Annotated in this window: 23 protein-coding genes; 13 read left to right on the top strand and 10 right to left on the bottom strand. The window is 59.8% G+C overall.

The features are described from left to right. Positions 1 to 9 precede the first annotated feature (9 nt). From HU722_RS09950 to sdhC, 4 genes are read right to left on the bottom strand one after another with little or no spacing between them, the layout of a single operon-like run. Positions 10 to 714 (bottom strand): succinate dehydrogenase iron-sulfur subunit, encoded by a 705-nt coding sequence (locus tag HU722_RS09950; RefSeq protein WP_003172807.1) that lies wholly within the window; start codon positions 712 to 714, stop codon positions 10 to 12. A gap of 11 nt (positions 715 to 725) precedes the next feature. Then, complete coding sequence (gene sdhA, locus HU722_RS09945; protein WP_065872671.1) at positions 726 to 2,498, bottom strand: succinate dehydrogenase flavoprotein subunit; 1,773 nt, start codon at positions 2,496 to 2,498, stop codon at positions 726 to 728. Positions 2,499 to 2,501: 3 nt separating this feature from the next. Beyond that, complete coding sequence (gene sdhD, locus HU722_RS09940; RefSeq protein WP_032889156.1) at positions 2,502 to 2,870, bottom strand: succinate dehydrogenase, hydrophobic membrane anchor protein; 369 nt, start codon at positions 2,868 to 2,870, stop codon at positions 2,502 to 2,504. Continuing rightward, on the bottom strand, positions 2,864 to 3,238 hold the full coding sequence (sdhC, locus tag HU722_RS09935) for a succinate dehydrogenase, cytochrome b556 subunit (protein ID WP_003172804.1): 375 nt from the start codon (positions 3,236 to 3,238) through the stop codon (positions 2,864 to 2,866). The genes sdhD and sdhC overlap by 7 nt, the downstream gene beginning before the upstream one ends. 364 nt (positions 3,239 to 3,602) lie before the next feature. Between sdhC and gltA the strand changes: the two genes are divergently transcribed. Further along, complete coding sequence (gltA, locus tag HU722_RS09930) at positions 3,603 to 4,892, top strand: citrate synthase (protein ID WP_014717728.1); 1,290 nt, start codon at positions 3,603 to 3,605, stop codon at positions 4,890 to 4,892. Between the two features lie 242 nt (positions 4,893 to 5,134). Here gltA and HU722_RS09925 read toward each other — a convergent pair whose 3' ends face one another. The 3 genes from HU722_RS09925 to HU722_RS09915 all read right to left on the bottom strand — a co-directional run bounded on the left by HU722_RS09925 (position 5,135) and on the right by HU722_RS09915 (position 8,170). Next, positions 5,135 to 6,793, bottom strand: coding sequence for a cation acetate symporter (locus HU722_RS09925; protein ID WP_065872672.1), 1,659 nt, complete (start codon positions 6,791 to 6,793; stop codon positions 5,135 to 5,137). Next, positions 6,790 to 7,101 (bottom strand): DUF485 domain-containing protein, encoded by a 312-nt coding sequence (locus HU722_RS09920; protein WP_049709234.1) that lies wholly within the window; start codon positions 7,099 to 7,101, stop codon positions 6,790 to 6,792. The genes HU722_RS09925 and HU722_RS09920 overlap by 4 nt, the downstream gene beginning before the upstream one ends. Before the next feature lie 217 nt (positions 7,102 to 7,318). Further along, positions 7,319 to 8,170, bottom strand: coding sequence for a glycine betaine ABC transporter substrate-binding protein (locus tag HU722_RS09915; protein ID WP_065872673.1), 852 nt, complete (start codon positions 8,168 to 8,170; stop codon positions 7,319 to 7,321). Between the two features lie 333 nt (positions 8,171 to 8,503). On the opposite strand from HU722_RS09915, the gene HU722_RS09910 reads away from it, so the two are divergent. Beyond that, complete coding sequence (locus tag HU722_RS09910; RefSeq protein ID WP_065882463.1) at positions 8,504 to 10,057, top strand: glycoside hydrolase family 17 protein; 1,554 nt, start codon at positions 8,504 to 8,506, stop codon at positions 10,055 to 10,057. 65 nt (positions 10,058 to 10,122) lie between these two features. Here HU722_RS09910 and HU722_RS09905 read toward each other — a convergent pair whose 3' ends face one another. After that, positions 10,123 to 10,491: a hypothetical protein gene (locus tag HU722_RS09905; RefSeq protein ID WP_065872675.1), complete on the bottom strand. Its 369-nt coding sequence runs from the start codon at positions 10,489 to 10,491 to the stop codon at positions 10,123 to 10,125. 235 nt (positions 10,492 to 10,726) lie between these two features. On the opposite strand from HU722_RS09905, the gene HU722_RS09900 reads away from it, so the two are divergent. Both HU722_RS09900 and HU722_RS09895 read left to right on the top strand, forming a co-directional pair. Continuing rightward, positions 10,727 to 12,025, top strand: coding sequence for a serine/threonine protein kinase (locus HU722_RS09900; protein WP_065872676.1), 1,299 nt, complete (start codon positions 10,727 to 10,729; stop codon positions 12,023 to 12,025). Further along, positions 12,018 to 12,806, top strand: coding sequence for an MlaA family lipoprotein (locus tag HU722_RS09895; protein ID WP_065872677.1), 789 nt, complete (start codon positions 12,018 to 12,020; stop codon positions 12,804 to 12,806). The genes HU722_RS09900 and HU722_RS09895 overlap by 8 nt, the downstream gene beginning before the upstream one ends. A gap of 55 nt (positions 12,807 to 12,861) precedes the next feature. On the opposite strand, the gene HU722_RS09890 is transcribed toward HU722_RS09895, so the two are convergent. After that, positions 12,862 to 13,776 (bottom strand): DUF808 domain-containing protein, encoded by a 915-nt coding sequence (locus HU722_RS09890; protein WP_186752970.1) that lies wholly within the window; start codon positions 13,774 to 13,776, stop codon positions 12,862 to 12,864. 134 nt (positions 13,777 to 13,910) lie between these two features. Here HU722_RS09890 and HU722_RS09885 point away from each other — a divergent pair, with 134 nt between their 5' ends. Together HU722_RS09885 and HU722_RS09880 are read left to right on the top strand one after the other, a co-directional pair. After that, the gene (locus tag HU722_RS09885) at positions 13,911 to 14,516 is read left to right on the top strand and encodes a TetR/AcrR family transcriptional regulator (RefSeq protein ID WP_065872758.1); all 606 of its coding nucleotides are present in this window, start codon (positions 13,911 to 13,913) and stop codon (positions 14,514 to 14,516) included. Between the two features lie 226 nt (positions 14,517 to 14,742). Beyond that, a complete protein-coding gene (locus HU722_RS09880; RefSeq protein WP_065872679.1) occupies positions 14,743 to 15,201 on the top strand; it encodes an REP-associated tyrosine transposase in 459 nt (152 codons plus the stop codon). 133 nt (positions 15,202 to 15,334) lie between these two features. On the opposite strand, the gene HU722_RS09875 is transcribed toward HU722_RS09880, so the two are convergent. Then, positions 15,335 to 15,775: a GlcG/HbpS family heme-binding protein gene (locus tag HU722_RS09875; protein ID WP_186752971.1), complete on the bottom strand. Its 441-nt coding sequence runs from the start codon at positions 15,773 to 15,775 to the stop codon at positions 15,335 to 15,337. A 267-nt stretch (positions 15,776 to 16,042) separates the two neighbouring features. On the opposite strand from HU722_RS09875, the gene gcl reads away from it, so the two are divergent. The 7 genes from gcl to HU722_RS09840 all read left to right on the top strand — a co-directional run bounded on the left by gcl (position 16,043) and on the right by HU722_RS09840 (position 24,309). Next, the gene (gcl, locus tag HU722_RS09870; protein ID WP_186752972.1) at positions 16,043 to 17,818 is read left to right on the top strand and encodes a glyoxylate carboligase; all 1,776 of its coding nucleotides are present in this window, start codon (positions 16,043 to 16,045) and stop codon (positions 17,816 to 17,818) included. 10 nt (positions 17,819 to 17,828) lie between these two features. Beyond that, positions 17,829 to 18,611, top strand: a complete 783-nt coding sequence (hyi, locus tag HU722_RS09865) for a hydroxypyruvate isomerase (RefSeq protein ID WP_186752973.1) — start codon at positions 17,829 to 17,831, stop codon at positions 18,609 to 18,611. Positions 18,612 to 18,784: 173 nt separating this feature from the next. Beyond that, on the top strand, positions 18,785 to 19,675 hold the full coding sequence (locus HU722_RS09860) for a 2-hydroxy-3-oxopropionate reductase (RefSeq protein WP_049709245.1): 891 nt from the start codon (positions 18,785 to 18,787) through the stop codon (positions 19,673 to 19,675). Between the two features lie 85 nt (positions 19,676 to 19,760). Beyond that, entirely contained in the window at positions 19,761 to 21,041 is a 1,281-nt protein-coding gene (locus HU722_RS09855) for a glycerate kinase type-2 family protein (RefSeq protein WP_186752974.1), read from the top strand. After that, positions 21,031 to 22,446, top strand: a complete 1,416-nt coding sequence (pyk, locus tag HU722_RS09850) for a pyruvate kinase (RefSeq protein WP_049709247.1) — start codon at positions 21,031 to 21,033, stop codon at positions 22,444 to 22,446. The genes HU722_RS09855 and pyk overlap by 11 nt, the downstream gene beginning before the upstream one ends. Before the next feature lie 131 nt (positions 22,447 to 22,577). Beyond that, complete coding sequence (locus HU722_RS09845; RefSeq protein WP_186752975.1) at positions 22,578 to 23,453, top strand: urea transporter; 876 nt, start codon at positions 22,578 to 22,580, stop codon at positions 23,451 to 23,453. 31 nt (positions 23,454 to 23,484) lie between these two features. Continuing rightward, on the top strand, positions 23,485 to 24,309 hold the full coding sequence (locus tag HU722_RS09840; RefSeq protein WP_049709249.1) for an ion transporter: 825 nt from the start codon (positions 23,485 to 23,487) through the stop codon (positions 24,307 to 24,309). Positions 24,310 to 24,349: the final 40 nt, after the last annotated feature.

Genomic DNA, 24,349 nt, shown 5'->3' with positions numbered 1-24,349 from the left:
ACACGTCGCTTACACGCCGCTCTGCAGCAGCATGTTACGGATGTGACCAATGGCCTTAGTCGGGTTCAGGCCTTTGGGACATACGTTGACGCAGTTCATGATCCCGCGGCAGCGGAATACGCTGAACGGGTCATCCAGCGAAGCCAGACGCTCGGACGTCTTGGTGTCACGGCTGTCTGCCAGGAAGCGGTACGCTTGCAGCAGGGCAGCTGGACCCAGGAACTTGTCCGGGTTCCACCAGAAGGACGGGCACGACGTCGAGCAGCAAGCGCACAGGATGCACTCGTACAGACCGTCGAGCTTCTCACGCTCTTCCGGGGACTGCAGACGCTCGATGGCCGGGGCCGGCGTGTCGTTCTGCAGGAACGGCTTAACTTTCTCGTATTGCTTGTAGAAGATGCTCATATCCACGACCAGGTCACGGATAACCGGCAAACCTGGCAGCGGACGAACGATCAACTTGTTGCCTTTAACCACGGCAGACAGCGGCGTGATGCACGCCAGGCCGTTTTTGCCGTTGATGTTCATGCCGTCGGAACCGCACACACCTTCACGGCAAGAGCGACGATACGAGAAACCTTCGTCCTGCTCTTTGATCAGCGCCAATACATCCAGCACCATCAGGTCTTTACCACCGGTATCAACCTGGAACTCCTGCATGAACGGCGCAGCGTCCTGATCAGGGTTGTAGCGATAAACACTGACTTTCAACATGGCAGCCACCCTTAGTAAGTCCGAATCTTCGGTTCAAACGTCGGTACCGTCTTCGGCGAGAAGTTCACGGCACGCTTGGTTACGCGCTTGTCACCCGGGAAGTACAGGGTGTGGCACAACCAGTTTTCGTCATCGCGATCTTCAAAGTCTTCACGCGCGTGAGCACCACGGGATTCTTTACGAACCTCGGCGGCGATCGCAGTCGCTTCAGCCACTTCCAGCAGGTTTTGCAGTTCAAGGGCTTCGATACGAGCGGTGTTGAACGCCTGGCTCTTATCGTTGATCTTGACGTTGGCGATGCGCACGCGCAGATCGGCCAGCTGGGCAATACCCTTCTGCATGTATTCGCCGGTACGGAATACACCGAAGTAGTTCTGCATGCAGCTTTGCAGCTCGCGACGCAGGGTAGCTACGTCTTCGCCATCAGTGCGCGAGTTCAGCGCATTCAGACGGGCCAGGGCCGCTTCGATGTTGGCGTCGGTCGCGTCATCGTATTCGATGCCGTCGGTCAGCGCTTTTTCGAGGTGCAGGCCGGCAGCACGACCGAATACCACCAAGTCGAGCAGCGAGTTGCCGCCCAGACGGTTGGCACCGTGTACCGATACGCACGCCACTTCGCCTACGGCGAACAGACCATGAATGATCTCGTCCACACCTTCAGCGTTCTGGGTGATCGCCTGGCCATGAATGTTGGTCGGCACGCCGCCCATCATATAGTGGCAGGTTGGAACAACCGGAACCGGTGCAACTACCGGGTCAACGTGTGCGAAGGTCTTGGACAGCTCGCAGATGCCTGGCAGGCGGCTGTGCAGCACTTCTTCGCCCAGGTGATCGAGCTTGAGCAGTACGTGGTCGCCGTTCGGGCCACAGCCGTTGCCGGCAATGATTTCCTTAACCATCGAACGGGCTACAACGTCACGGCCAGCAAGGTCTTTCGCGTTCGGCGCATAACGCTCCATGAAACGCTCGCCGTGCTTGTTGATCAGGTAACCACCTTCACCACGGCAACCTTCTGTAACCAGTACACCGGCGCCGGCGATGCCGGTCGGGTGGAACTGCCACATTTCGATGTCTTGCACTGGCACGCCGGCACGCAGTGCCATGCCAACGCCGTCACCGGTGTTGATCAGGGCATTGGTGGTCGACGCGTAGATACGGCCTGCACCGCCCGTCGCCAGAACAGTAGCCTTGGCGCGGATATAGGTGGTTTCACCGGTTTCAATGCAGATGGCGATCACACCGACGAATGCGCCGTCGGCGTTCTTCACCAGGTCAACCGCGTAGTATTCGTTCAGGAACGTGGTGCCGGCTTTCAGGTTGCCCTGATAAAGCGTGTGCAGCAGCGCGTGACCGGTACGGTCGGACGCGGCGCAGGTACGGGCAGCCTGCCCGCCTTTACCGTAATCCTTCGACTGGCCGCCGAATGGACGCTGGTAGATACGGCCTTGTTCGGTACGGGAGAACGGCAGACCCATGTGGTCCAGCTCGAACACCGCGGCCGGGCCTTCCTGACACATGTATTCGATAGCGTCCTGGTCGCCGATATAGTCGGAACCCTTGACGGTATCGTACATGTGCCAGCGCCAGTCATCGTTCGGGTCGGCGGAGGCGATGGCGCAGGTAATGCCACCCTGGGCCGATACGGTGTGGGAACGGGTCGGGAACACCTTGGTGATCACGGCAGTCTTGTGACCGCCCTGTGCCAGCTGCAGCGCAGCGCGCATGCCAGCACCGCCGCCACCAATAATGATGGCGTCGAATGAAATAGTTGGAATGTTAGCCATGAATCAGATACCCCAAAGAATCTGCACACCCCAGACGAAGTAAGCGAACATCGCGATGCCGCATACTGCCTGGAAGAGGAAACGTACTGCGGTCGCGGACTTGCCCAGCGCCATTGGCGTCAGGTAGTCGGTCGCGATGGTCCACATGCCAACCCAGGCGTGAGCACCCAGGGCAACAAGGGCCAGCAGACTGAAGATTCGCATCGCATTGTGGGAAAACAGGCCGTGCCATTGCTCATAGCCGATGCCCGGATTTGCGACGAGGTATCCGATCAGGAAAATGAAATAAGCCGCGAGAACAACCGCAGACACACGTTGTGCCATCCAGTCATAGAGGCCCGAACGCGATAGGTTCGTAACGCTGGTTACCATATCCAAACTCCTGCCAGAACGATCAGCACCACGGAGATGGCGATGATGATTTTCGAGCCCAGGCGGCCGCCTTCCAGCGTCTCACCGATGCCCATGTCCATGATCAAGTGGCGCACACCGGCTACCAGGTGATACAGCAGAGCGGACAGGAGGCCCCATGCTACGAACTTGGCCAGCGGGCTGGTCAAGCATGCCTTCACCTCGGCGTAACCTTCCTCGGAACCCAGGGATTTGCTCAATGCATAAAGCATGATGCCCAAGCCCAGGAACAGGATGATGCCGGAAACACGGTGCAGGAACGACGTAACGCCGGTGATGGGGAGTTTGATGGTCCTTAGGTCTAGGTTTACAGGTCGTTGGCTATTCACGGCTTTTTTTCACACTTAAGAGCCCCTAACAATCAGGGCAAAGTTGTCGGGGAGTGCACTGGTCAGGTAAGCACCACCCAGGGAGTGCGACCCCCAATGAAAGCAAGCCCAAAAGCCCTTGGCGGTCGGTGGCCGAGTATAGACAGTTAGGTTACTAATGACAACGCGCTCACCTCACCCTAATAGCGGATTGCGCTGGCGGGATAAAAGGCGTAAACGGCAGGTAATTTCGAGGAAAAAGTACGGTTAAAGCCTTCTGGGGCAAGACTTTAGGCAAATTGACATCTGAATTTATCTCACTATAGTGGTGCGGGCCCTGCGTGGGGGGTCTGTCTGATGATTTGAAGCATAAATAGGAGGCCACATGGCTGACAAAAAAGCGCAGTTGATCATCGAGGGCGCAGCCCCCGTCGAGCTGCCCATTTTAACCGGCACCGTTGGTCCCGATGTTATCGACGTACGGGGCCTGACGGCCACGGGCCGTTTCACTTTCGACCCAGGCTTCATGTCGACCGCCTCTTGCGAGTCGAAGATCACCTATATCGACGGCGATAATGGCATTCTGCTTCACCGCGGCTACCCGATCGAACAACTGGCTGAGAAGTCGGACTACCTGGAAACCTGCTACCTGCTGCTAAATGGCGAATTGCCAACAGCCGAGCAAAAAGCCCAGTTCGTCAGCACCGTGAAGAACCACACCATGGTTCACGAGCAGTTGAAGACCTTCTTCAACGGCTTCCGTCGCGACGCCCATCCGATGGCCGTCATGTGCGGCGTGGTCGGCGCCCTGTCGGCCTTCTATCATGACTCCCTCGACATCAATAACCCGCAGCATCGCGAAATCTCCGCGATCCGCCTGGTTGCCAAGATGCCGACCCTGGCCGCAATGGTTTACAAGTACTCCATGGGCCAACCCATGATGTACCCGCGCAACGACCTGACGTACGCGGAAAACTTCCTGCACATGATGTTCAACACGCCGTGCGAGATCAAACCGATCAGCCCTGTGCTTGCCAAGGCCATGGACCGGATCTTCATCCTCCACGCCGACCACGAACAGAACGCCTCGACTTCTACCGTGCGTCTGGCAGGTTCTTCGGGTGCGAACCCGTTCGCCTGTATCGCCGCCGGTATCGCCGCACTGTGGGGCCCTGCCCACGGCGGTGCGAACGAAGCCGTGTTGACCATGCTCGATGAAATCGGCGATGTCTCGAACATCGACACATTCATCGCCAAGGCCAAGGACAAGAACGACCCGTTCAAGTTGATGGGCTTCGGTCACCGGGTCTACAAGAACCGCGACCCGCGCGCCACCGTCATGAAACAGACCTGCGACGAAGTGTTGAAGGAACTGGGTATCAAGAACGATCCGCAACTCGAACTGGCCATGCGCCTGGAAGAGATCGCCCTGACCGACCCGTACTTCATCGAACGCTCGCTGTACCCGAACGTCGACTTCTACTCGGGGATCATCCTCAAGGCGATCGGCATTCCAACCAGTATGTTCACCGTGATCTTCGCCCTGGCGCGGACCGTGGGCTGGATCTCCCACTGGAAAGAAATGCTCTCCAGCCCGTACAAGATTGGCCGCCCGCGCCAGCTGTACACCGGCTACGAGTCGCGTGACATCACCAAGCTGGAAGATCGCAAGTAAGCACTGGCTGCAAGCTTTACTGAGAACGGCCTCCCTTAGTGGAGGCCGTTTTTGTTTGTGCCGCCTGACATACCGCTTTCGCGAGCAAGCCCGCTCCCACAGTTGACCGTGTACATCCTTTGAAATGCGGTCAACTGTGGGAGCGGGCTTGCTCGCGAAAGCAATAGCCCAGGCAACACAGAACCCCAGGCAAAAAAATGCCCCAGCGTTTCGGCCGGGGCATTTCTTATTTAGTTACAACCTTAGTGATTAACCGCCCCGCTCGCCCCCAGGCCAGTTTGCGAACGCACAAACTGCGGGAAGTACAGCGCACGCTCTTTCTCTGCCGCCGCCGACTTGTCGGTGATGGAGAAGAACCAGATGCCGACGAACGCAATGATCATCGAGAACAGCGCCGGGTACTCGTACGGGAAGATGGCTTTTTCGTGGTGCAGGATCGAGACCCAGATGGTCGGGCCCAGCACCATCAGGCCAACGGCACTGATCAAGCCCAGCCAGCCGCCAATCATCGCGCCACGGGTGGTGAGGTTTTTCCAGTACATGGAAAGCAGCAACACCGGGAAGTTACAGCTGGCCGCAATGGAGAACGCCAGGCCGACCATGAACGCAATGTTCTGGCTTTCGAACAGGATACCCAGGCCGATAGCCAACACGCCCAAGGCGATGGTGGTGATCTTCGATACGCGAATCTCATCCTTGTCGTTGGTCTTGCCTTTCTTGATCACGCTGGCGTACAGGTCATGGGACACCGCCGAAGCACCGGCCAGGGTCAAACCGGCAACCACCGCGAGGATAGTGGCGAACGCCACGGCCGAGATGAAGCCCAGGAAGATACTGCCACCCACCGCATTGGCCAGGTGCACTGCCGCCATGTTGTTACCGCCCAGCAAGGCGCCTGCCGCATCTTTGAACGCCGGGTTGGTGCTGACGAGCAGGATCGCGCCAAAGCCGATGATAAAGGTCAGGATATAGAAGTAGCCGATGAAGCCAGTTGCATAGAGCACGCTCTTACGTGCTTCCTTGGCGTCGCTTACGGTGAAGAAGCGCATCAGGATGTGCGGCAGGCCAGCGGTACCGAACATCAGTGCCAGGCCCAGGGAGAATGCCGAGATCGGGTCTTTCACCAAGCCGCCGGGGCTCATGATCGCTTCACCTTTAGGGTGAACCTTGATCGCCTCGGAGAACAGGGCGTTGAAGTCGAAGTTGACGTGCTTCATCACCATCAGCGCCATGAACGAGGCACCGGACAGCAACAGCACTGCCTTGATGATCTGCACCCAAGTGGTCGCCAGCATGCCGCCGAACAGCACGTACATGCACATCAAGATACCCACCAGGATGACCGCTACGTGGTAGTCCAGGCCGAACAACAGCTGAATCAGCTTGCCCGCACCAACCATCTGCGCGATCAGGTAGAACGCCACCACCACCAAAGAGCCACACGCGGACAGGCTGCGGATCTGGGTCTGGCCCAGGCGGTAGGAGGCAACGTCAGCAAAGGTGTACTTGCCCAGGTTGCGCAGGCGCTCGGCGATCAGGAACAGAATGATCGGCCAGCCCACCAAAAAGCCGATCGAGTAGATCAGGCCGTCATAACCGGAGGTATAAACCAGTGCGGAAATCCCCAGGAAAGACGCCGCCGACATATAGTCACCGGCAATCGCCAGGCCATTCTGGAAACCGGTGATCTTGCCGCCAGCCGCGTAGTAATCGGCCGCCGACTTGTTGCGCTTGGACGCCCAGTAGGTGATGCACAAGGTGGCACCGACAAACGCGACAAACATCACGATGGCCGAGATGTTCAGCGGTTGCCTTTGCACTTCACCGGTCAATGCATCCGCCGCCCAGACGGCCGGAGCAAAGAGCGAAGCGCCGAATACTGCCAGTAGACGCCGGATCATTGCGCAGCCTCCTTGAGAATCGCATTGTTCAGGTCGTCAAACTCGCCGTTGGCCCGCCGCACATAGATGCCGGTCAGGATAAAGGCCGACACAATCAGCCCGACACCCAGGGGAATGCCCCAGGTAATCGACGAGCCAGGGCTGAGTTTTGCCCCCAGCACTTGTGGCCCGTAGGCGATCAACAGGATGAAACCGGAGTAAAGCCCTAGCATGATCGCCGAGAGAATCCAGGCGAACCGTTCCCTTTTTCTCACCAGCTCCTTGAAACGCGGGCTGTTTTGAATCGAGAGGTAAATGCTGTCGTTCATTGTTTTTATCCTCGCAGCACAGCTTTTTTATTATTGGTACGTATCCACTGTATGCGGCTGCACAAAGGGTTCCAGACGACCTTAGTATTAGAACGACATGAGGGTTATCGCCAGTTTTGCACTGACTGAATTGACAGGTTTTGACCCAGAAACGACAAAGCCCGCCTGACGACAACGCCAGACGGGCCTGCAAGGTGCTATCTAGACACTTCGGGGTTTATTTACCGACCCACTCGGCAACACGCTCAGGGTGCTTGGCGACCCAATCCTTGGCCGCTGCATCAGGCTTGGCACCTTCTTGTATCGCCAGCATGACTTCGCCGATTTCGTCCTTGGAAGCCCACTGGAATTTCTTCAGGAAGGCTGCGACTTCCGGCGCTTTCTTCTCCAGGCCCTTGCTGCCGATGCTGTTGACGGTTTCAGCAGCACCATAAATCCCTTTTGGATCGTCCAGGAAACGCAGTTTCCACTTGGCGAACATCCAGTGTGGCACCCAACCGGTAACCGCAATGGACTCCTGTTTGTCTTCGGCACGGGTCAGCTCGGCGATCATCGCCGCGCCCGAACTGGCTTGCAGCTTATAGTCGAGGCCATATTGCTTGATGGCTTCGTCGGTCTTGAGCATCACACCTGAACCCGCGTCGATGCCGACGATTTTGTTCTTGAAGGTAGTGTCAGTCTTGAGGTCTTCGATGGACTTGGCCTTGACGTACTCCGGCACGATCAAGCCGATCTTAGCGTCCTTGAAGTTGGGGCCGTAATCGACCACCTTGTCCTTGTTCTTGGTCCAATACTCACCGTGGGTGACCGGCAGCCAGGCAGAAAGCATGGCGTCGAGCTTACCGGTGGCAACACCCTGCCACATGATCCCGGTGGCGACCGCTTGCAGTTTCACGTCATAGCCGAGCTTTTGCTTGATCACCTCTGCCGCCACGTGCGTGGTGGCAACGCTGTCCGACCAGCCATCTACGTAGCCGATGCTCAGGGTTTTGCTGTCGGCGCTGGCCAGTGTGGAGCTCATCGCAACTACCAGAGTGGCAGCTGCGCCCAAGAGTCGTCGCATCTTCATTGTGCTTCCCCGAAAGTGCTGCGCCCAGCGGATGCCGAGCGACGTCAACCTGTTGTTCTGTGGTGCACCGCGCCCCCTTCACGCGCATCGATCCGGCTGCTGCGCCGTCAGTGGAGTGCTGACACCTCGATCATCGACCTGACTGGACTTGGAACCTGCTCTGTCAGCGACCTTGTACAAGCAAGAAACGACATCACATCGCCAGTAGGACGCTTTGTAGGACTTGACGCCAAAATCCCGCCCGAACTTTGCATGTCAAAATTATGCTGCCCCCACTGGGACTCGCCAAATCCGGTTAAGATGCGCGCCTTTGCTCTTCCAGATAAGCCGACCATGCCCGCGAATGCCCGCTTCCCTGCCCTGCCCTATTTCTTTGCCTTGCTCCTCGGCCTGTTGGCCCTGATCGGTTACTGGTATGGCCTCGGCCGGCCCGTGGTGTTGCCAGACGTTGCCAGCGCTACGCACAAGATGCAGTGCGCGTCCTACACACCGTTCGACAAAGACCAATCGCCGTTTGACCAGCCGTTCAGGCTGCGCCCTGAACGCATGGACGCCGACCTGGCCCTGCTGGCCACTCGCTTTGAATGCATTCGCACCTACTCCATGACCGGCCTGGAAGCCTTGCCGGACATGGCGCGCAAGCATGGGCTGAAGGTGATGGCCGGCGCCTGGGTCAGCAGCGACCCGGTGGCGACTGAAAAGGAAATCGACCAGTTGATCGCCTCGGCCAACGCCAGCCCGGATGTCGTGACGTCGGTGATCGTCGGCAACGAAGCCCTGCTGCGCAAGGAAGTCACCGCCGCGCAACTGGTAAAGCTGATTCAGAACGTCAAACGCCAGATCAAGCAGCCAGTGACTTACGCGGACGTGTGGGAGTTCTGGCTGCAACACCCGGAAATAGCTCCGGCGGTGGATTTCCTGACCATTCACCTGCTGCCGTATTGGGAAGATGATCCGTCCGGCATCGACCAGGCCCTCAAGCACGTGGGCGATGTGCGCCAGACCTTTGGCAACAAGTTTGCGCCCAAGGACATTCTGATCGGTGAAACCGGCTGGCCCAGCGAAGGCCGCCAGCGCGAAACCGCGGTGCCAAGCCGGGTCAACGAAGCCAAGTTCATGCGCGGCTTTGTGGCCATGGCTGAGGCCAATGGCTGGCGTTACAACTTGATCGAAGCGTTTGACCAGCCCTGGAAGCGCGCCAGCGAAGGCGCCGTAGGTGGTTACTGGGGCCTGTTCGATGCCGATCGCCAGGACAAGGGCATCCTCGCCGGGCCGGTGACCAATGTGCCGTACTGGCCACTGTGGCTGGGCGTGGGTGGGATTATCCTGTTGGGCACCTTGGCGCTGGGTGGGCGTGTACGCAGCACGCGCGCTGCTATTGTGCTGCCGCTGCTGGGTGCAATCGCCGCCTGCTCCATAGGCACCTGGGCTGAGCTGAGCCGCGTGACCGCACGCTTCAGTGAGGAATGGGTGTGGGCAGGTTTGCTGATGGTGTTGAACTTGTTGGTGCTGGCTCACGCCGCGCTGGCTTTGAGCGCGCGGGAAGGCTGGCGTGAGCGGGCGTTCAACTGGCTGGAGCAGCGTGCAGGCTGGCTAGTGGCGATCGCCGGGTTTGCCGGCGCAGTGATGATGTTGGCGTTGGTGTTCGACCCGCGTTATCGCAGCTTCCCGAGTGCGGCGCTGGTGTTGCCTGCCCTGATATACCTGGTACGTCCGGTGACGGGGCCGCGTCGGGAGATTGCGCTGCTGGCTTTTATCATCGGTGCCGGCATTGCGCCGCAGTTGTACCGTGAAGGGTTGTTGAACCAGCAGGCTTGGGGTTGGGCGGTGGCCAGCCTGCTCATGGTTGTGGCTTTGTGGCGTTGCTTGCGGGTGCGTAAGGCTTAAGACCGCTTTCGCGAGCAAGTTGAAGCGTCGAACCGCCGCTTCGACTTACTCGCGAAGAGGCCCTATCAAGCAGCCCGAGGCTTCCTGACCAATCGCAACCCCGCAATCACCACCGCAAACACCGCAAACGCAGTGTTGTACAACGCCAGCGCCGGCAACCCGAACACCATCCCCAGCACTGCCAACCCCCATCCCGCACGACCCGGCACGAAAAACGCCAGCACCGACGTAACCAACGCTGCCCAGCCAAGCACCCTGAAGTGAATCATCAACCCCAGGTTCGAACGCAGCTGACATTCCCAGCGGCTGGCTTCATCGGCGCAGATGCCAACCCACCGGCCATCTTCCATAAAGCCGTAACGCGCGCCATAACTGGCGGCCAGCCACAACGGCAAGGCAATAAGCAGCAAAATCAGCGGCAAACGACGGGACATGGGGTACTCCGATAGGCAAAAACGGCGCTCAGCTTAATGCTCCGGCGGCCGTTAGCAAGGTGTACGCGCAGATAACTGTTCACCAATGCGCGGCAAAGTGTATCTTCTCGCTACTATTACCCCGATTCCGACGTTATTTTCCGACTTTTCGTGCCGAGAGCTGGCACTTCGGTGGCAACGCGGTGGTCATAGCCTGCGAACTTTATTAAGCACGTTTCCTCCTAGGGATTAAGTCATGCTCCGTTCCTTGCGCTGCGCTGCCTTGTTGGGCAGCCTTTTTTTGAGTGCGTCAGCACTGGCCGTCGACATCGACCAGGCCACCTATGGCTTCCCTTTGACGAATCCGTTCGAAGCGACCATCGCCACTACCCCGCCTGACCTTCGGCCGAAATTGCCGAGCGATGACGAGATCAACCAGTCCGACTACACCCTGAACATGCGTCCCGAGCGCGAGTTCAGCCTGCCGGACAACTTCTGGGCGGTGAAGAAACTCACCTACCGCATCGCCAAGCAGGATCGCGCCGCGCCGTTGATCTTCCTGATCGCGGGCACCGGCGCGCGGTTTGACAGCAGCATCAACGAATACCTGAAAAAGCTGTATTACCAGGCCGGTTACCACGTGGTGCAGCTGTCGTCGCCCACCAGCTTTGACTTCATCAGCGCCGCCTCGCGCTTCGCCACCCCGGGTATCACCCAGGAAGACGCCGAGGACATGTACCGCGTGATGCAAGCCGTGCGCGCGCAGAATGCCTCGCTGCCGGTGACCGACTTCTACCTCACCGGCTACAGCCTCGGCGGCCTGGATGCAGCGTTTGTCGCCAAACTCGATGAGACCCGCCGCAGCTTCAACTTCAAGAAAGTGTTGCTGCTGAACCCGCCGGTCAATCTCTACACCTCGATCACCAACCTCGACAAGTTGGTACAGACCGAAGTCAAGGGCATCAACAACACCACCACCTTCTATGAGTTGGTGCTGAACAAGCTGACCCGCTACTTCCAGCAAAAGGGCTACATCGATCTGAATGACGCCCTGCTCTACGACTTCCAGAACTCCAAGCAGCACCTGACCAACGAACAGATGGCCATGCTGATCGGCACCTCGTTCCGCTTCTCGGCCGCTGACATCGCCTTTACCTCGGACCTGATCAACCGCCGCGGCCTGATCATCCCGCCGAAATACCCGATCACCGAAGGCACCAGCCTCACGCCGTTCCTCAAGCGTGCGCTGCAATGCGACTTCGACTGCTACCTCACCGAACAAGTGATCCCGATGTGGCGCGCGCGTTCCGACGGCGGCAGCCTGTTGCAACTGGTCGACCAAGTCAGCCTGTACGCCCTCAAGGACTACCTGCACACCAACCCGAAGATCGCCGTCATGCACAACGCCGACGACGTGATCCTCGGCCCAGGCGACCTCGGTTTCCTGCGTGAAACCTTCGGCGATCGCTTGACCGTCTACCCGCTGGGCGGCCACTGCGGCAACCTTAATTACCGCGTCAACGCCGACGCCATGCTGGAGTTCTTCCGTGGCTAAATATCTTCTGCTGCTTGCCGCCTTGATGTGCGCAGGCGTGGCCAATGCCGACAACAGCAAGGCTCACGAACCCACCGTGGTTGGCTCAGACGGCTTCAAGGAGCCACTGACCAAGCTCAAGTTCAACCCGGGCCTGGACCAGCGTGAATTCGAGCGTTCAACGCTCACCGCGCTCAACGTCTACGACCCGCTGGAAGCGTGGAACCGTCGCGTGTACCACTTCAACTACCGCTTCGACCAATGGGTGTTCCTGCCCGTGGTCGACGGTTACCGCTACGTCACCCCAAGTTTCCTGCGCACCGGCGTGAGCAACTTTTTCAACAACCTGGGCGACGTACCGAACCTGTTGAACAGCCTGCTGCAGCTCAAGGGCCACCGCTCCCTGGAAACCACCGGGCGCCTGTTGGTCAACACCACCATCGGCATCGCCGGCCTGTGGGACCCTGCTACCGCCATGGGCCTGCCGCGCCAGAGCGAAGACTTCGGCCAGACCCTGGGCTTCTACGGCGTGCCTGGCGGCGCGTACCTGGTGCTGCCGGTCTTCGGCCCCTCAAACCTGCGCGACACCGGTGGCTTGCTGGTCGACTACACCGCCGAAACCCAAATCAACTTCCTCAATGTGGCTGAAGTCAGCTCCAACCACCCGGAAATCTGGGCCCTGCGCGCGGTCGACAAGCGCTACCAGACCAGCTTCCGGTATGGTCAGATGAACTCGCCGTTCGAGTATGAGAAGGTGCGGTACATCTATACGGAATCGCGCAAGTTGCAGATTGCGGAGTAATCAGCGCCACAAAAAAAGGCCATTCGATTGAATGGCCTTTTTTATTGCGATTGGATCAAGCCTTCGCGGTTTTCCAGAGCTTACCCACTGCGCTGACAACGGCCAGCACCACCGCCCCAGCAACAATCCCCGCCACGCCATTCAGCAGCGTCGGCACCAACCATGCCACGCTACCCGCGCCCTGGCTGACCGTCTCGATCCAGTGATGCACCACGGGTACGCCATGGGTGAGAATCCCACCGCCCACCAGGAACATCGCTGCCGTGCCGATGACCGACAGGCTCTTCATCATGTAAGGCGCCGCGCGCAGGATGGCACCACCGATACTGCGTACCACCTGGCCAGGCTTCTGGGTGAGCCACAAACCCAGGTCATCCAGCTTGACGATGCCGGCCACCAGCCCGTAGACGCCCACGGTCATGACGATGGCAATGCCCGACAGCACAACCACCTGCTGCATCAATGGCGCGTCAGCCACGGTGCCAAGGGTGATGGCGATGATTTCGGCGGAGAGGATGAAGTCGGTGCGGATTGCGCCCTTGATCTTGTCCTTTTCGAAGGCCACCAGGTCGGTCGCCGGGTCGCCAACAGCTTCGACCAACTGGGCGTGTTCAGCTTGATCTTCATCCTTGCTGTGCAGGAACTTGTGCGCGAGCTTCTCAAAGCCTTCGAAACACAGGTAGGCACCGCCAAGCATCAACAAAGGCGTCACCGCCCAAGGCGCAAATGCGCTGATCAACAGTGCGGTGGGCACCAGGATCAATTTATTGATAAACGAGCCCTTCGCCACCGCCCACACCACGGGGATTTCCCGCTCAGCCCGCACCCCGGAGACCTGCTGGGCGTTGAGTGCCAGGTCGTCACCCAGCACGCCGGCAGTCTTCTTCGCCGCCATTTTTGTCATCAGGGCAACGTCATCGAGTACGGCGGCGATATCGTCGATCAACACCAACAAGCTGCTTCCTGCCATGAATCGGACTTCCGTAAGAGTGAGATGGCGCGAGCATAACGCGGCGCACAGCTTTGCGGGCACATTGTTGAGGCTCGCGGATGGCCGGTGCTACCATGCGCAACCGCCTGTACTGGCAAGGAAACCTCTGGTTTATGAGCACCATTCGCGAGCGCAACAAAGAAAAGATCCTGCGGGCGGCCAGCGAGGAGTTTGCCGACAAAGGCTTCGCCGCGACCAAAACCAGCGACATCGCCGCCAAGGCCGGGCTGCCCAAGCCCAACGTGTACTACTACTTCAAGTCCAAGGACAACCTCTACCGCGAGGTGCTCGAAAGCATTATCGAGCCGATCCTGGCCGCTTCCACGCCGTTCAATCCTGAGGGCGAGCCTTCGGTGGTGCTGAGCAACTACATCCGCTCGAAGATCCGCATTTCCCGCGACCTGCCGTTTGCCTCAAAGGTCTTCGCCAGCGAAATCATGCACGGCGCGCCGCACTTGAGCGCTGATCAGGTCGAACAACTCAACGCCCAGGCCAAACACAACATCGCGTGCATCCAGAGCTGGGTGGATCGCGGCCTGATCGCAGCGATTGACCCCCATCACTTGATGTTCAGCATCTGGGCGGCGACGCAGACGTATGCGGATTTTGACTGGCAGATCTCGGCGGTGACCGGGAAGACCAAGTTGGATGAGGCAGATTATGAGGCGGCGGCATTGACGATTATTCGGTTGGTGTTGAAGGGGTGTGAGTTGGACTGAGAGACCGGGGGTGCCTGTGCCATTCGCGAGCAAGTCGAATCGTCGCACCGCTGCTCCCACAGTTGATCCGCGCCAGACACACAATGTATGAACACAGCAGATCCAATGTGGGAGCGGGCTTGCTCGCGAATGCGCCCTCCCAGACACATCCAGCCAAAAGCCTGCCATTCAGCATCAGCCACCTGGATCTAGCCTCTCAGAACCCCCACTGAAGAGAGGCCATGGAATGCCTGATTTAGCTACGTCACATCGCCTGCGTATCGGGCTCTTCAGCGAACCCAACCGCATTTACCTGATTACCACCAATACCCACGAACGTGTGCCGATATTCAGTGACTTTCATCTGGGCCGTTTGGTGGTCTGGCAATTCAGGCTTGCCCAGTATCAAGGATTAGCAAACTCGCTAGCCTGGGTGGTGATGCCCGACCATTTCCACTGGCTGCTCGAACTACAAAAAGGCTCACTGGGGGATCTGATGTGCCAAGTGAAATCCAAAAGCACTCGAAGCGTAAACGGGGCTACCGGGCGCAAAGGTCGGCTTTGGCAAACCAGCTTTCATGATCGCGCGCTGCGCAAGGAAGATGACTTGGTGAAAATGGCCAGGTATGTGGTGGCCAATCCATTGCGCGCCGGGCTGGTGACGCGGATTGGCGACTATGCGTTGTGGGACGCGATTTGGGTTTAGAGCCGGGACCGAGCTGCCGCCTTCGCGAGCAAGCCCGCTCCCACATTTGACCGTATTCACAAATATAGATGTGTGAACCCAATCAAGTGTGTGCGGGCTTGCTCGCGAAAAGGCCATATCAGTCAACCAAAAATCAAGCAGACACCCCCGCATCCGCCATCAACCCCACCCCCTCAATCGCTGTAATCGCACACTGCTCATCAATATCCGACGTATCCCCGCTGATCCCGATCGCCCCCAGCACCACACCCTCGTGACTTCGAATCAACACCCCGCCCGGCGCGGGTACTACGCTGCCCTGCCCCAAACTGTTCAACGCCGCGATAAACGTCGGGCGCTGCTGCGCGTCCAGCGCCAACAGGCGTGAGCCTTTGCCCAGGGCTATCGCGCCCCAAGCCTTGCCGATGGCGATTTGCGGGCGCAGTAGGCTGGCGCCGTCTTCGCGTTGCAACGTGACCAGATGGCCGCCGCTGTCGAGTACTGCGATGGTCAGCGGCGCCGCCGCAATGGTGCGCCCTGCGCTGAGGGCCTGGCTGACCAGTTGGGTAGCGAGTTTCAAGGTTAAAGCGCTCATGGTGCCGTCCTTCTTTTGTTATTGGGAAAGCGGTGGAGGTCTGAGAGATCAGATGCTCGATCAAGCAAATAGAACACAATGATATTTATTTTTGTATACAATATTTTCAAACAAAGTCGCCATACGTCGATAAAACTCGCTCTTAAGGCCATCCGACGAACGCGCAGATCAGAAAATAAAATGCATTGACCTGCGCAGGCGGCCGTGAATACACTTCAAGCAGAAACAACTTGTATACAATTACAAAACGCAAGAGGCACCAAAACAATGAGCAAAATGAGAGCAATCGAAGCCGCCGTCCTGGTGATGCGCCGTGAAGGCGTGGACACCGCCTTCGGTATCCCAGGCGCCGCGATCAATCCGCTGTACTCGGCCTTGCAGAAGGTGGGTGGCATCGATCACGTCCTTGCTCGCCACGTTGAGGGCGCCTCGCACATGGCGGAGGGGTACACCCGCACCAAGGCCGGCAATATCGGCGTGTGCATCGGCACCTCGGGCCCGGCGGGCACTGACATGGTCACCGGCCTCTACAGCGCCTGGGCTGACTCGATCCCGATCCTGTGCATCACCGGCCAAGCACCCCGCGCCCGTATGCACAAGGAAGATTTCCAGGCCGTCGACATCACCAGCATCGTCAAGCCAGTGACCAAATGGGCGACCATGGTGATGGAGCCCGGCCAAGTGCCCTACGCGTTCCAGAAAGCCTTCTATGAAATGCGCTCCGGCCGCCCAGGTCCGGTGCTGATCGACCTGCCGTTCGACGTGCAGATGGCCGAGATCGAATTCGATATCGATGCCTACCAACCGTTGCCACTGGCCAAGCCACGGGCAACCCGCATCCAGGTCGAAAAAGCCCTGGCCTTGCTGGACCAGGCCGAACGCCCACTGCTGGTCAGCGGTGGCGGCGTGATCAATGCCGACGCCAGCGAGCTGCTGGTTGAATTTGCTGAGTTGACGGGTATCCCTGTGATCCCGACGCTGATGGGCTGGGGCACCATCCCGGACGATCACCCGCAGATGGTCGGCATGGTCGGCCTGCAAACCTCCCACCGCTATGGCAACGCGACGATGCTCAAGTCGGACGTGGTGCTGGGCATCGGTAACCGTTGGGCCAACCGCCACACCGGTTCGGTGGAGGTCTACACCGAAGGCCGCACATTCATTCACGTCGACATTGAGCCGACGCAGATTGGCCGCGTGTTCACCCCAGACCTGGGCATCGTTTCCGACGCAGGCTCGGCACTGACGATGTTCATTGAAGTGGCCCGCGAGTGGAAAGCCGCTGGCAAGCTCAAGGATCGCAGCGCCTGGTTGAATGACTGCCAGCAGCGCAAAGCCACCCTGCACCGCAAGACCCACTTCGACAACGTGCCGGTCAAGCCGCAGCGCGTGTACGAAGAGATGAACCAGGTGTTCGGCAAAGACACGTGCTACGTGAGCACCATCGGCCTGTCGCAGATTGCCGGCGCGCAGTTCCTGCATGTGTACAAGCCACGCCACTGGATCAACTGCGGCCAGGCCGGCCCGTTGGGCTGGACCATTCCGGCGGCGCTCGGCGTAGTCAAAGCCGACCCGAGCCGCAAAGTGGTGGCGTTGTCCGGCGACTATGACTTCCAGTTCATGATCGAAGAGCTGGCGGTGGGCGCGCAGTTCAAGCTGCCGTACATCCACGTGGTGGTGAACAACTCCTACCTGGGCCTGATCCGCCAGGCCCAGCGCGGGTTTGAAATGGACTACTGCGTGCAGTTGTCCTTCGACAACCTCAACGCCCCGGAACTCAACGGTTACGGCGTGGACCACGTGGCCGTCGCCGAAGGCCTGGGTTGCAAGGCCCTGCGCGTGTTCGAGCCAAGCCAGATCGCGCCTGCCTTGCGCCGCGCCGAGGAAATGATCGAAGAACTCAAGGTCCCGGTGATCGTTGAGATTATTCTGGAGCGCGTGACCAATATTTCCATGGGCACCGAGATCAACGCCGTCAACGAATTCGAAGATCTGGCACTGGTCGGCAACGATGCGCCGACTGCCATTTCCCTGCTCGATTAAGGAGAACCTTATGCCGCGTTTCGCCGCCAACCTGTCCATGCTGTTTACCGAACAGGACTTCCTTGCTCGCTTCAAAGCGGCCGCCGATGCTGGCTTCGAAGGTGTCGAGTACCTGTTCCCCTACGAATTCAGCTCCGCTGAAATCAAGGCGCAACTCGACGCCCATGGCCTGACCCAAGTGCTGTTCAACCTGCCGGCCGGCGATTGGGCGAAGGGCGAACGCGGCCTGGCGTGCCACCCGGACCGGGTCGAGGAATTCCGTGCGGGGGTCAAGCTGGCCATCGCCTATGCCGAGGTGCTGGGCAATACCCAGATCAACTGCCTGGCGGGCATTCGGCCACAAGGCGTGGATGATGAAACCCTGGAAAAAACCTTTGTCGCCAACCTCAAGTACGCCGCCGACAAGCTGCAAGCGGTGGGCATCAAGCTGGTGATGGAAGCGATCAACACCCGCGACATCCCGGGTTTCTACCTGAACAACACGGCGCAGGCCCTGTCGATTCGCGAGCAAGTGGGCAGCGCCAACCTGTTCCTGCAATACGACATCTATCACATGCAAATCATGGAAGGCGACCTGGCCCGCACCATGGCCGCGCACCTGGGTGAGATCAACCACATCCAGCTGGCGGACAACCCGGGGCGCAATGAGCCGGGGACTGGGGAGATCAACTACCGCTTCCTGTTCGAACATTTGGACCGGATTGGGTACCCGGGGTGGGTTGGCTGTGAGTACAAGCCGTTGACCACCACCGAAGCCGGTTTGGGCTGGCTCAAAACCCACAACACCATCTAACAGACACAACACAAAAAAATGTGGGAGCTGGCTTGCCTGCGATAGCGGTGTATCAGGCAATCAGTCTGTAACTGAACGATTGCCATCGCAGGCAAGCCAGCTCCCACAGTAGATCTTCGGTGTTTGGCAGACCGAGCTGGGCCTGCCTATCGAATAACAAGAGGATTTTCATCATGGCTAAAATCGGATTTATCGGCACCGGCATCATGGGCCAACCCATGGCCGCCAACCTGCAAAAAGCAGGTCACCAACTGTTCCTGTCCGAGCACCACGGCAAGGCCCCGCAAGCGCTGATCGACGCCGGCGCCGTGGCCCTGGCCAACCCGCAGCAAGTGGCGCAGGAAGCCGAGTTCATTATCGTCATGGTCCCCGATACCCCGCAGGTCGACGACGTGCTGTTCCGCGCCGACGGCGTGGCCGCAGGCCTGTCGCCCAACAAGGTAGTGATCGACATGAGTTCGATCTCTCCCACGGCGACCAAGGCTTTCGCGGCCAAGATCAACGCAGCTGGCGCGCAGTACCTCGACGCGCCGGTATCCGGTGGTGAAGTCGGCGCCAAGGCCGGCACACTGAGCATCATGATCGGTGGCGAGCCACAGACCTTCGAACGCGCCCTGCCGCTGTTCCAGGCCATGGGCAAGAACATCACCTTGGTGGGTGGCAATGGCGATGGCCAGACCGCCAAGGTCGCCAACCAGATCATCGTCGCGCTGAACATCCAGGCGGTGGCCGAAGCGCTGCTGTTCGCCGCCAAGAACGGCGCCGACCCGGCCAAAGTGCGTGAAGCGCTGATGGGGGGCTTTGCGTCATCGAAGATCCTCGAAGTGCATGGCGAGCGCATGATCAAGGGCACCTTTGATCCGGGCTTCCGCATCAATCTGCACCAGAAGGACCTCAACCTGGCGCTGGCCGGTGCCAAGGAGTTGGGGATCAACCTGCCGAACACGGCGGGTACGCAGCAGGTGTTCAGCACGTGCACGGCGATTGGCGGCGGGAATTGGGACCATTCGGCGCTGATTAAAGGCTTGGAGCATATGGCGAATTTTTCGATTCGCGATAAGTAAGACACACAGCTCCCACATTTGATCGCATTCCAATACTCAAGTTTGCTGCACACCTAATAACAAGAATCCCCCCGGGAGCCCGCTTATGTCGGTCGATCCGCAACACCTGCTTCGCGAGCTGTTTGCCACAGCTATCGACGCCGCCCACCCCCGGCACGTGCTTGAACCCTGCCTGCCCGCCGACCGCAGTGGCCGTGTGATCGTGATCGGCGCCGGCAAGGCTGCCGCCGCGATGGCCCTTGTGGTCGAGAATTGCTGGCAGGGCGAAGTCACTGGCCTCGTCGTCACCCGCTACGGTCACGGCGCGCCGTGCCAAAAAATCGAAGTGGTCGAAGCCGCTCATCCCGTGCCCGATGCGGCCGGCCTGGCCGTGGCCAAGCGCGTGCTGGAGTTGATCAGCGACCTGACCGAAGACGACCGCGTGATCTTCCTGCTGTCCGGCGGCGGCTCGGCGTTGCTGGCCCTGCCCGCCGAAGGCATCACCCTGGCCGACAAGCAGGCCATCAACAAAGCCCTGCTCAAATCCGGCGCGACCATTGGCGAGATGAACTGCGTGCGCAAGCACCTTTCGGCCATCAAGGGCGGCCGCCTGGCGAAAGCGGCATGGCCCGCGACGGTCTACACCTACGCGATTTCCGACGTGCCGGGTGACCAGGCCACGGTGATCGCCTCCGGCCCCACGGTCGGTGACCCGAGCACCTCACAGCAGGCCCTGGCGATCCTCAAGCGCTACAACATCGAAGCCCCCGCCTCGGTGCGCAGTTGGTTGCAGAACCCAGCCTCGGAAACCGTCAAGCCCGGTGACCCGGTGCTCGCCCGCAGCCACTTCCAACTGATCGCGCGCCCACAGCAATCGCTTGAAGCGGTCGCGGTAAAAGTCCGCCAGGCCGGTTTCAGCCCGTTGATCCTCGGCGACCTTGAGGGCGAAGCGCGGGACGTGGCCAAGGTGCACGCCGGCATCGCCCGGCAGATCGTGCAGCACGGCCAGCCACTGGCAGCGCCATGCGTGATCCTGTCCGGCGGCGAAACCACCGTGACCGTACGCGGCAATGGCCGTGGCGGGCGCAATGCGGAATTCCTGTTGAGCCTGACCGACAGCCTCAAAGGCTTGCCCGGCGTGTACGCCCTGGCCGGTGACACCGACGGCATCGACGGTTCGGAGGACAACGCCGGCGCCATCATGACGCCGTGCAGTTATGCCCGCGCCGAAGCCCTGGGCCTGTCAGCCAGCGACGAGCTGGACAACAACAATGGCTACGGCTATTTCGCCGCGCTCGACGGTTTGATCATCACCGAGCCGACGCGCACCAACGTCAACGATTTCCGCGCCATCCTGATTCTTGAGACTGCCAACCATGACGCCTGACAAGAAGGTCAAAATCCTCGCCACCCTGGGCCCGGCCACCGACGGTATCGATGACATCCGCGAGCTGGTGGAAGCCGGGGTGAATATCTTCCGGCTCAATTTCAGCCACGGCGATCACGCCGACCACGCCCAGCGCTACCAGTGGATTCGCCAAGTCGAACGCCAGTTGAACTACCCGCTGGGCATCCTTATGGACCTGCAAGGACCGAAGCTGCGGGTCGGGCGTTTTGCCGAGGGCAAAGTGCAATTGGTGCGCGGCCAGGCCTTGCGCCTGGATCTCGACGAAACACCCGGCGACCAGTGTAGAGTCAACCTGCCCCACCCGGAAATCATCGCGGCGCTGGAACCCGGCATGGACCTGCTGCTGGACGACGGCAAACTGCGCCTGCGGGTGATCACCAAGCACGCGGACGCCATCGACACCACGGTGCTGAACGGCGGCGAATTGTCTGATCGCAAAGGCGTCAACGTCCCACAAGCTTTGTTGGAACTCAGCCCACTGACCGCCAAGGATCGGCGCGACTTGAGCTTCGGCCTGGAGCTGGGTGTGGACTGGGTGGCGCTGTCATTCGTGCAGCGCCCGGAAGATATCCGCGAAGCCCGCGAGTTGATCGGCGACAAGGCATTCCTGATGGCCAAAATCGAGAAGCCCTCTGCCGTGCAACGCCTGCGGGAAATCGCCGAGCTCAGCGACGCAATCATGGTGGCCAGAGGCGACCTCGGCGTGGAGGTGCCGGCAGAAAGCGTGCCGCAGATCCAGAAAGACATCATCAGCACCTGCCGCCAGTTGGGTAAGCCGGTGGTGGTGGCCACACAGATGCTTGAATCCATGCGCTTCTCCCCAGCGCCGACCCGTGCCGAGGTAACGGACGTCGCCAACGCCGTGGCCGAAGGGGCGGACGCGGTGATGCTGTCGGCCGAAACCGCGTCCGGCGAGTACCCGCTGGAAGCCGTGCAGATGATGAGCAAGATCATCCGCCAAGTGGAAAACGGCCCGGACTACCAAACCCAACTGGATGTCAGCCGGCCCAAGGCGGATGCCACGGTGTCGGACGCCATCAGCTGCGCGATCCGCCGTATCAGCAGCATCCTGCCGGTGGCGGTGCTGGTGAACTACAGCGAGTCCGGCAGCTCCAGCTTGCGCGCGGCGCGGGAACGGCCGGTGGCGCCGATCCTCAACCTCACGCCGAACCTGTCCACGGCGCGGCGGTTGAGCGTGGCGTGGGGCGTGCATTCGGTGGTGAATGATCGGCTGCGCCAGGTGGATGAGGTGTGTTCCACGGCGCTGGAGATTGCCCAGGCGCAAGGCATGGCGCAGCGCGGGGATACCTTGGTGATTACGGCGGGGGTGCCGTTCGGGCAGCCGGGCTCGACCAACTCACTGCGTATCGAGACGTTGATTTAGCGTCTGTAAGGGCCCCTTCGCGAGCAAGCCCGCTCCCACTTTCGACCGCGTTTTACCTGACTGAACGCGATCGAATGTGGGAGCGGGCTTGCTCGCAAAGGGGGCAACTCGGTCTGACTGAATGACCCCAAATGCACAACCCATCCTGCCCCGACTGGGCCGAAGCCCTGCTCAACGGTTTCAGCCAGATCTTCCTGCAGCGCCAGCCGCTGTGTGGCCTGCTGTGCCTGCTGGCCATCCTGATCGGCGCCCCCACTTTGTTCGGCGGGGCGTTGCTGGGTGGCGTCGCGGGATTGCTCACGGCTCAGCGCCGCGGCTATCCCAAGGCTGAGCGCCAGGCCGGCCTTTATAGCTACAACGGCGTGTTGCTGGGCGTATTGATCAGCCATTGCTTCGCCTGGTCGGCCTTGTTGCCACCGCTGATCCTGGCGTGCGGTGGCTTGAGTGCGATCCTGACCCGGCAATGGTTGAAGCGCGCCAGTCAGCCCGATGACTTGCCAGCGTATACCGCGCCTTTTGTCGTACTGGGTTGGTCGCTACTGGGCATGGTCCCGGAGAGTACGCTTACCCTGAACGAACCCGACACCTTGAACATCCTCACGGCACCTTTTATCGGACTCGCCCAAATCATGCTGCTGGACCAGCCCATCGCCGGGGCCCTGATTGCGCTGGGCTTGTGGCTGGCCAACCGCCGCGCCGCCGTGTGGGCCTTGATTGGCGCCAGTGTCGGCGTGCTGATTGCGCTGTGGCTGGACGAACACGCCAGCGCCCTCCTCGGCCTGCACAGCTACAACCCTGCATTGGCAGCGCTGGCATTGAGCCAAGTGCGCCGGCAACCCTGGCTGCCGCTGCTCGGCATCGTGCTGGCGATCCTCCTCACGCCGGGCTTTGCCGCCCTGCACCTGCCCGCGTTGACCGCGCCATTCATCCTTGCTTGCTGGCTGGTGCGCGCAGGCGGTCGCGTGCTACGCAAACCCTGCATGGACAGGCCCTTCGAATCCCCCTAGGCTTGCCCGATATCAGTTTCAGGCGGGATTTATGGACAGCAACAACGACTGGCGCCAGCGGCTCTACGTCATGGTTTTTCAAAGTGACACCAAGGCCGGACGGCGTTTTGACGGCATCCTGCTGCTGATCATCCTCGCCAGCCTGGTGATCGTGATGCTCGACAGCATCGACCAGATCCACCAGAACTACGCTGACGTGCTGGCCTATATCGAGTGGGGGTTTACCCTCATCTTCCTGATCGAGTACGGGCTGCGGCTGTACTGCTCGCCCAAACCGTTGCGCTATGCCTTCAGCTTTTATGGGCTGGTGGACCTGCTGGCCATCGTGCCCGGCATCCTCGCGCTGTATTACAGCGACGCGCAGTACCTGCTGATCATCCGCATCATCCGGATGCTGCGGATTTTCCGCGTGCTCAAGCTCAGCCCGTACCTCAAGCAGGCCAATTACTTGATGGCGGCGCTGCGCGGCAGCAAGCAGAAGATCGTGGTGTTCCTGGTGAGCGTGTGCACGCTGGTCACGGTATTCGGCACCTTGATGTACGTGATCGAAGGCCCGGAACACGGCTTTACCAGCATCCCCAAAGGTATTTACTGGGCCATCGTCACGCTGACCACCGTGGGCTTTGGCGATATCGTGCCGAAGACGCCGCTGGGCCAGGTGATTTCGTCGCTGGTGATGATCACCGGTTATTCGATCATCGCCGTGCCTACCGGTATTTTCACCGCCGAACTGGCGAGTGCCATGCGCGGCGAACAGCTGCAGACCGACTGCCCGGTGTGCAAGAAAGACAGCCATGAGCCCAACGCCGCGTTCTGCTCGCGGTGTGGGAGTAATCTTTTTCGTAAAGTGGAATAAGCAAAGTGCGTTTTAATCTTTAAACGTCTATGCGGAGCCC

It is taken from the genome of Pseudomonas tritici, assembly GCF_014268275.3.
GTDB classification, from domain to species: domain Bacteria; phylum Pseudomonadota; class Gammaproteobacteria; order Pseudomonadales; family Pseudomonadaceae; genus Aquipseudomonas; species Aquipseudomonas tritici.
This window is presented reverse-complemented; position numbering and strand designations above follow the sequence as displayed.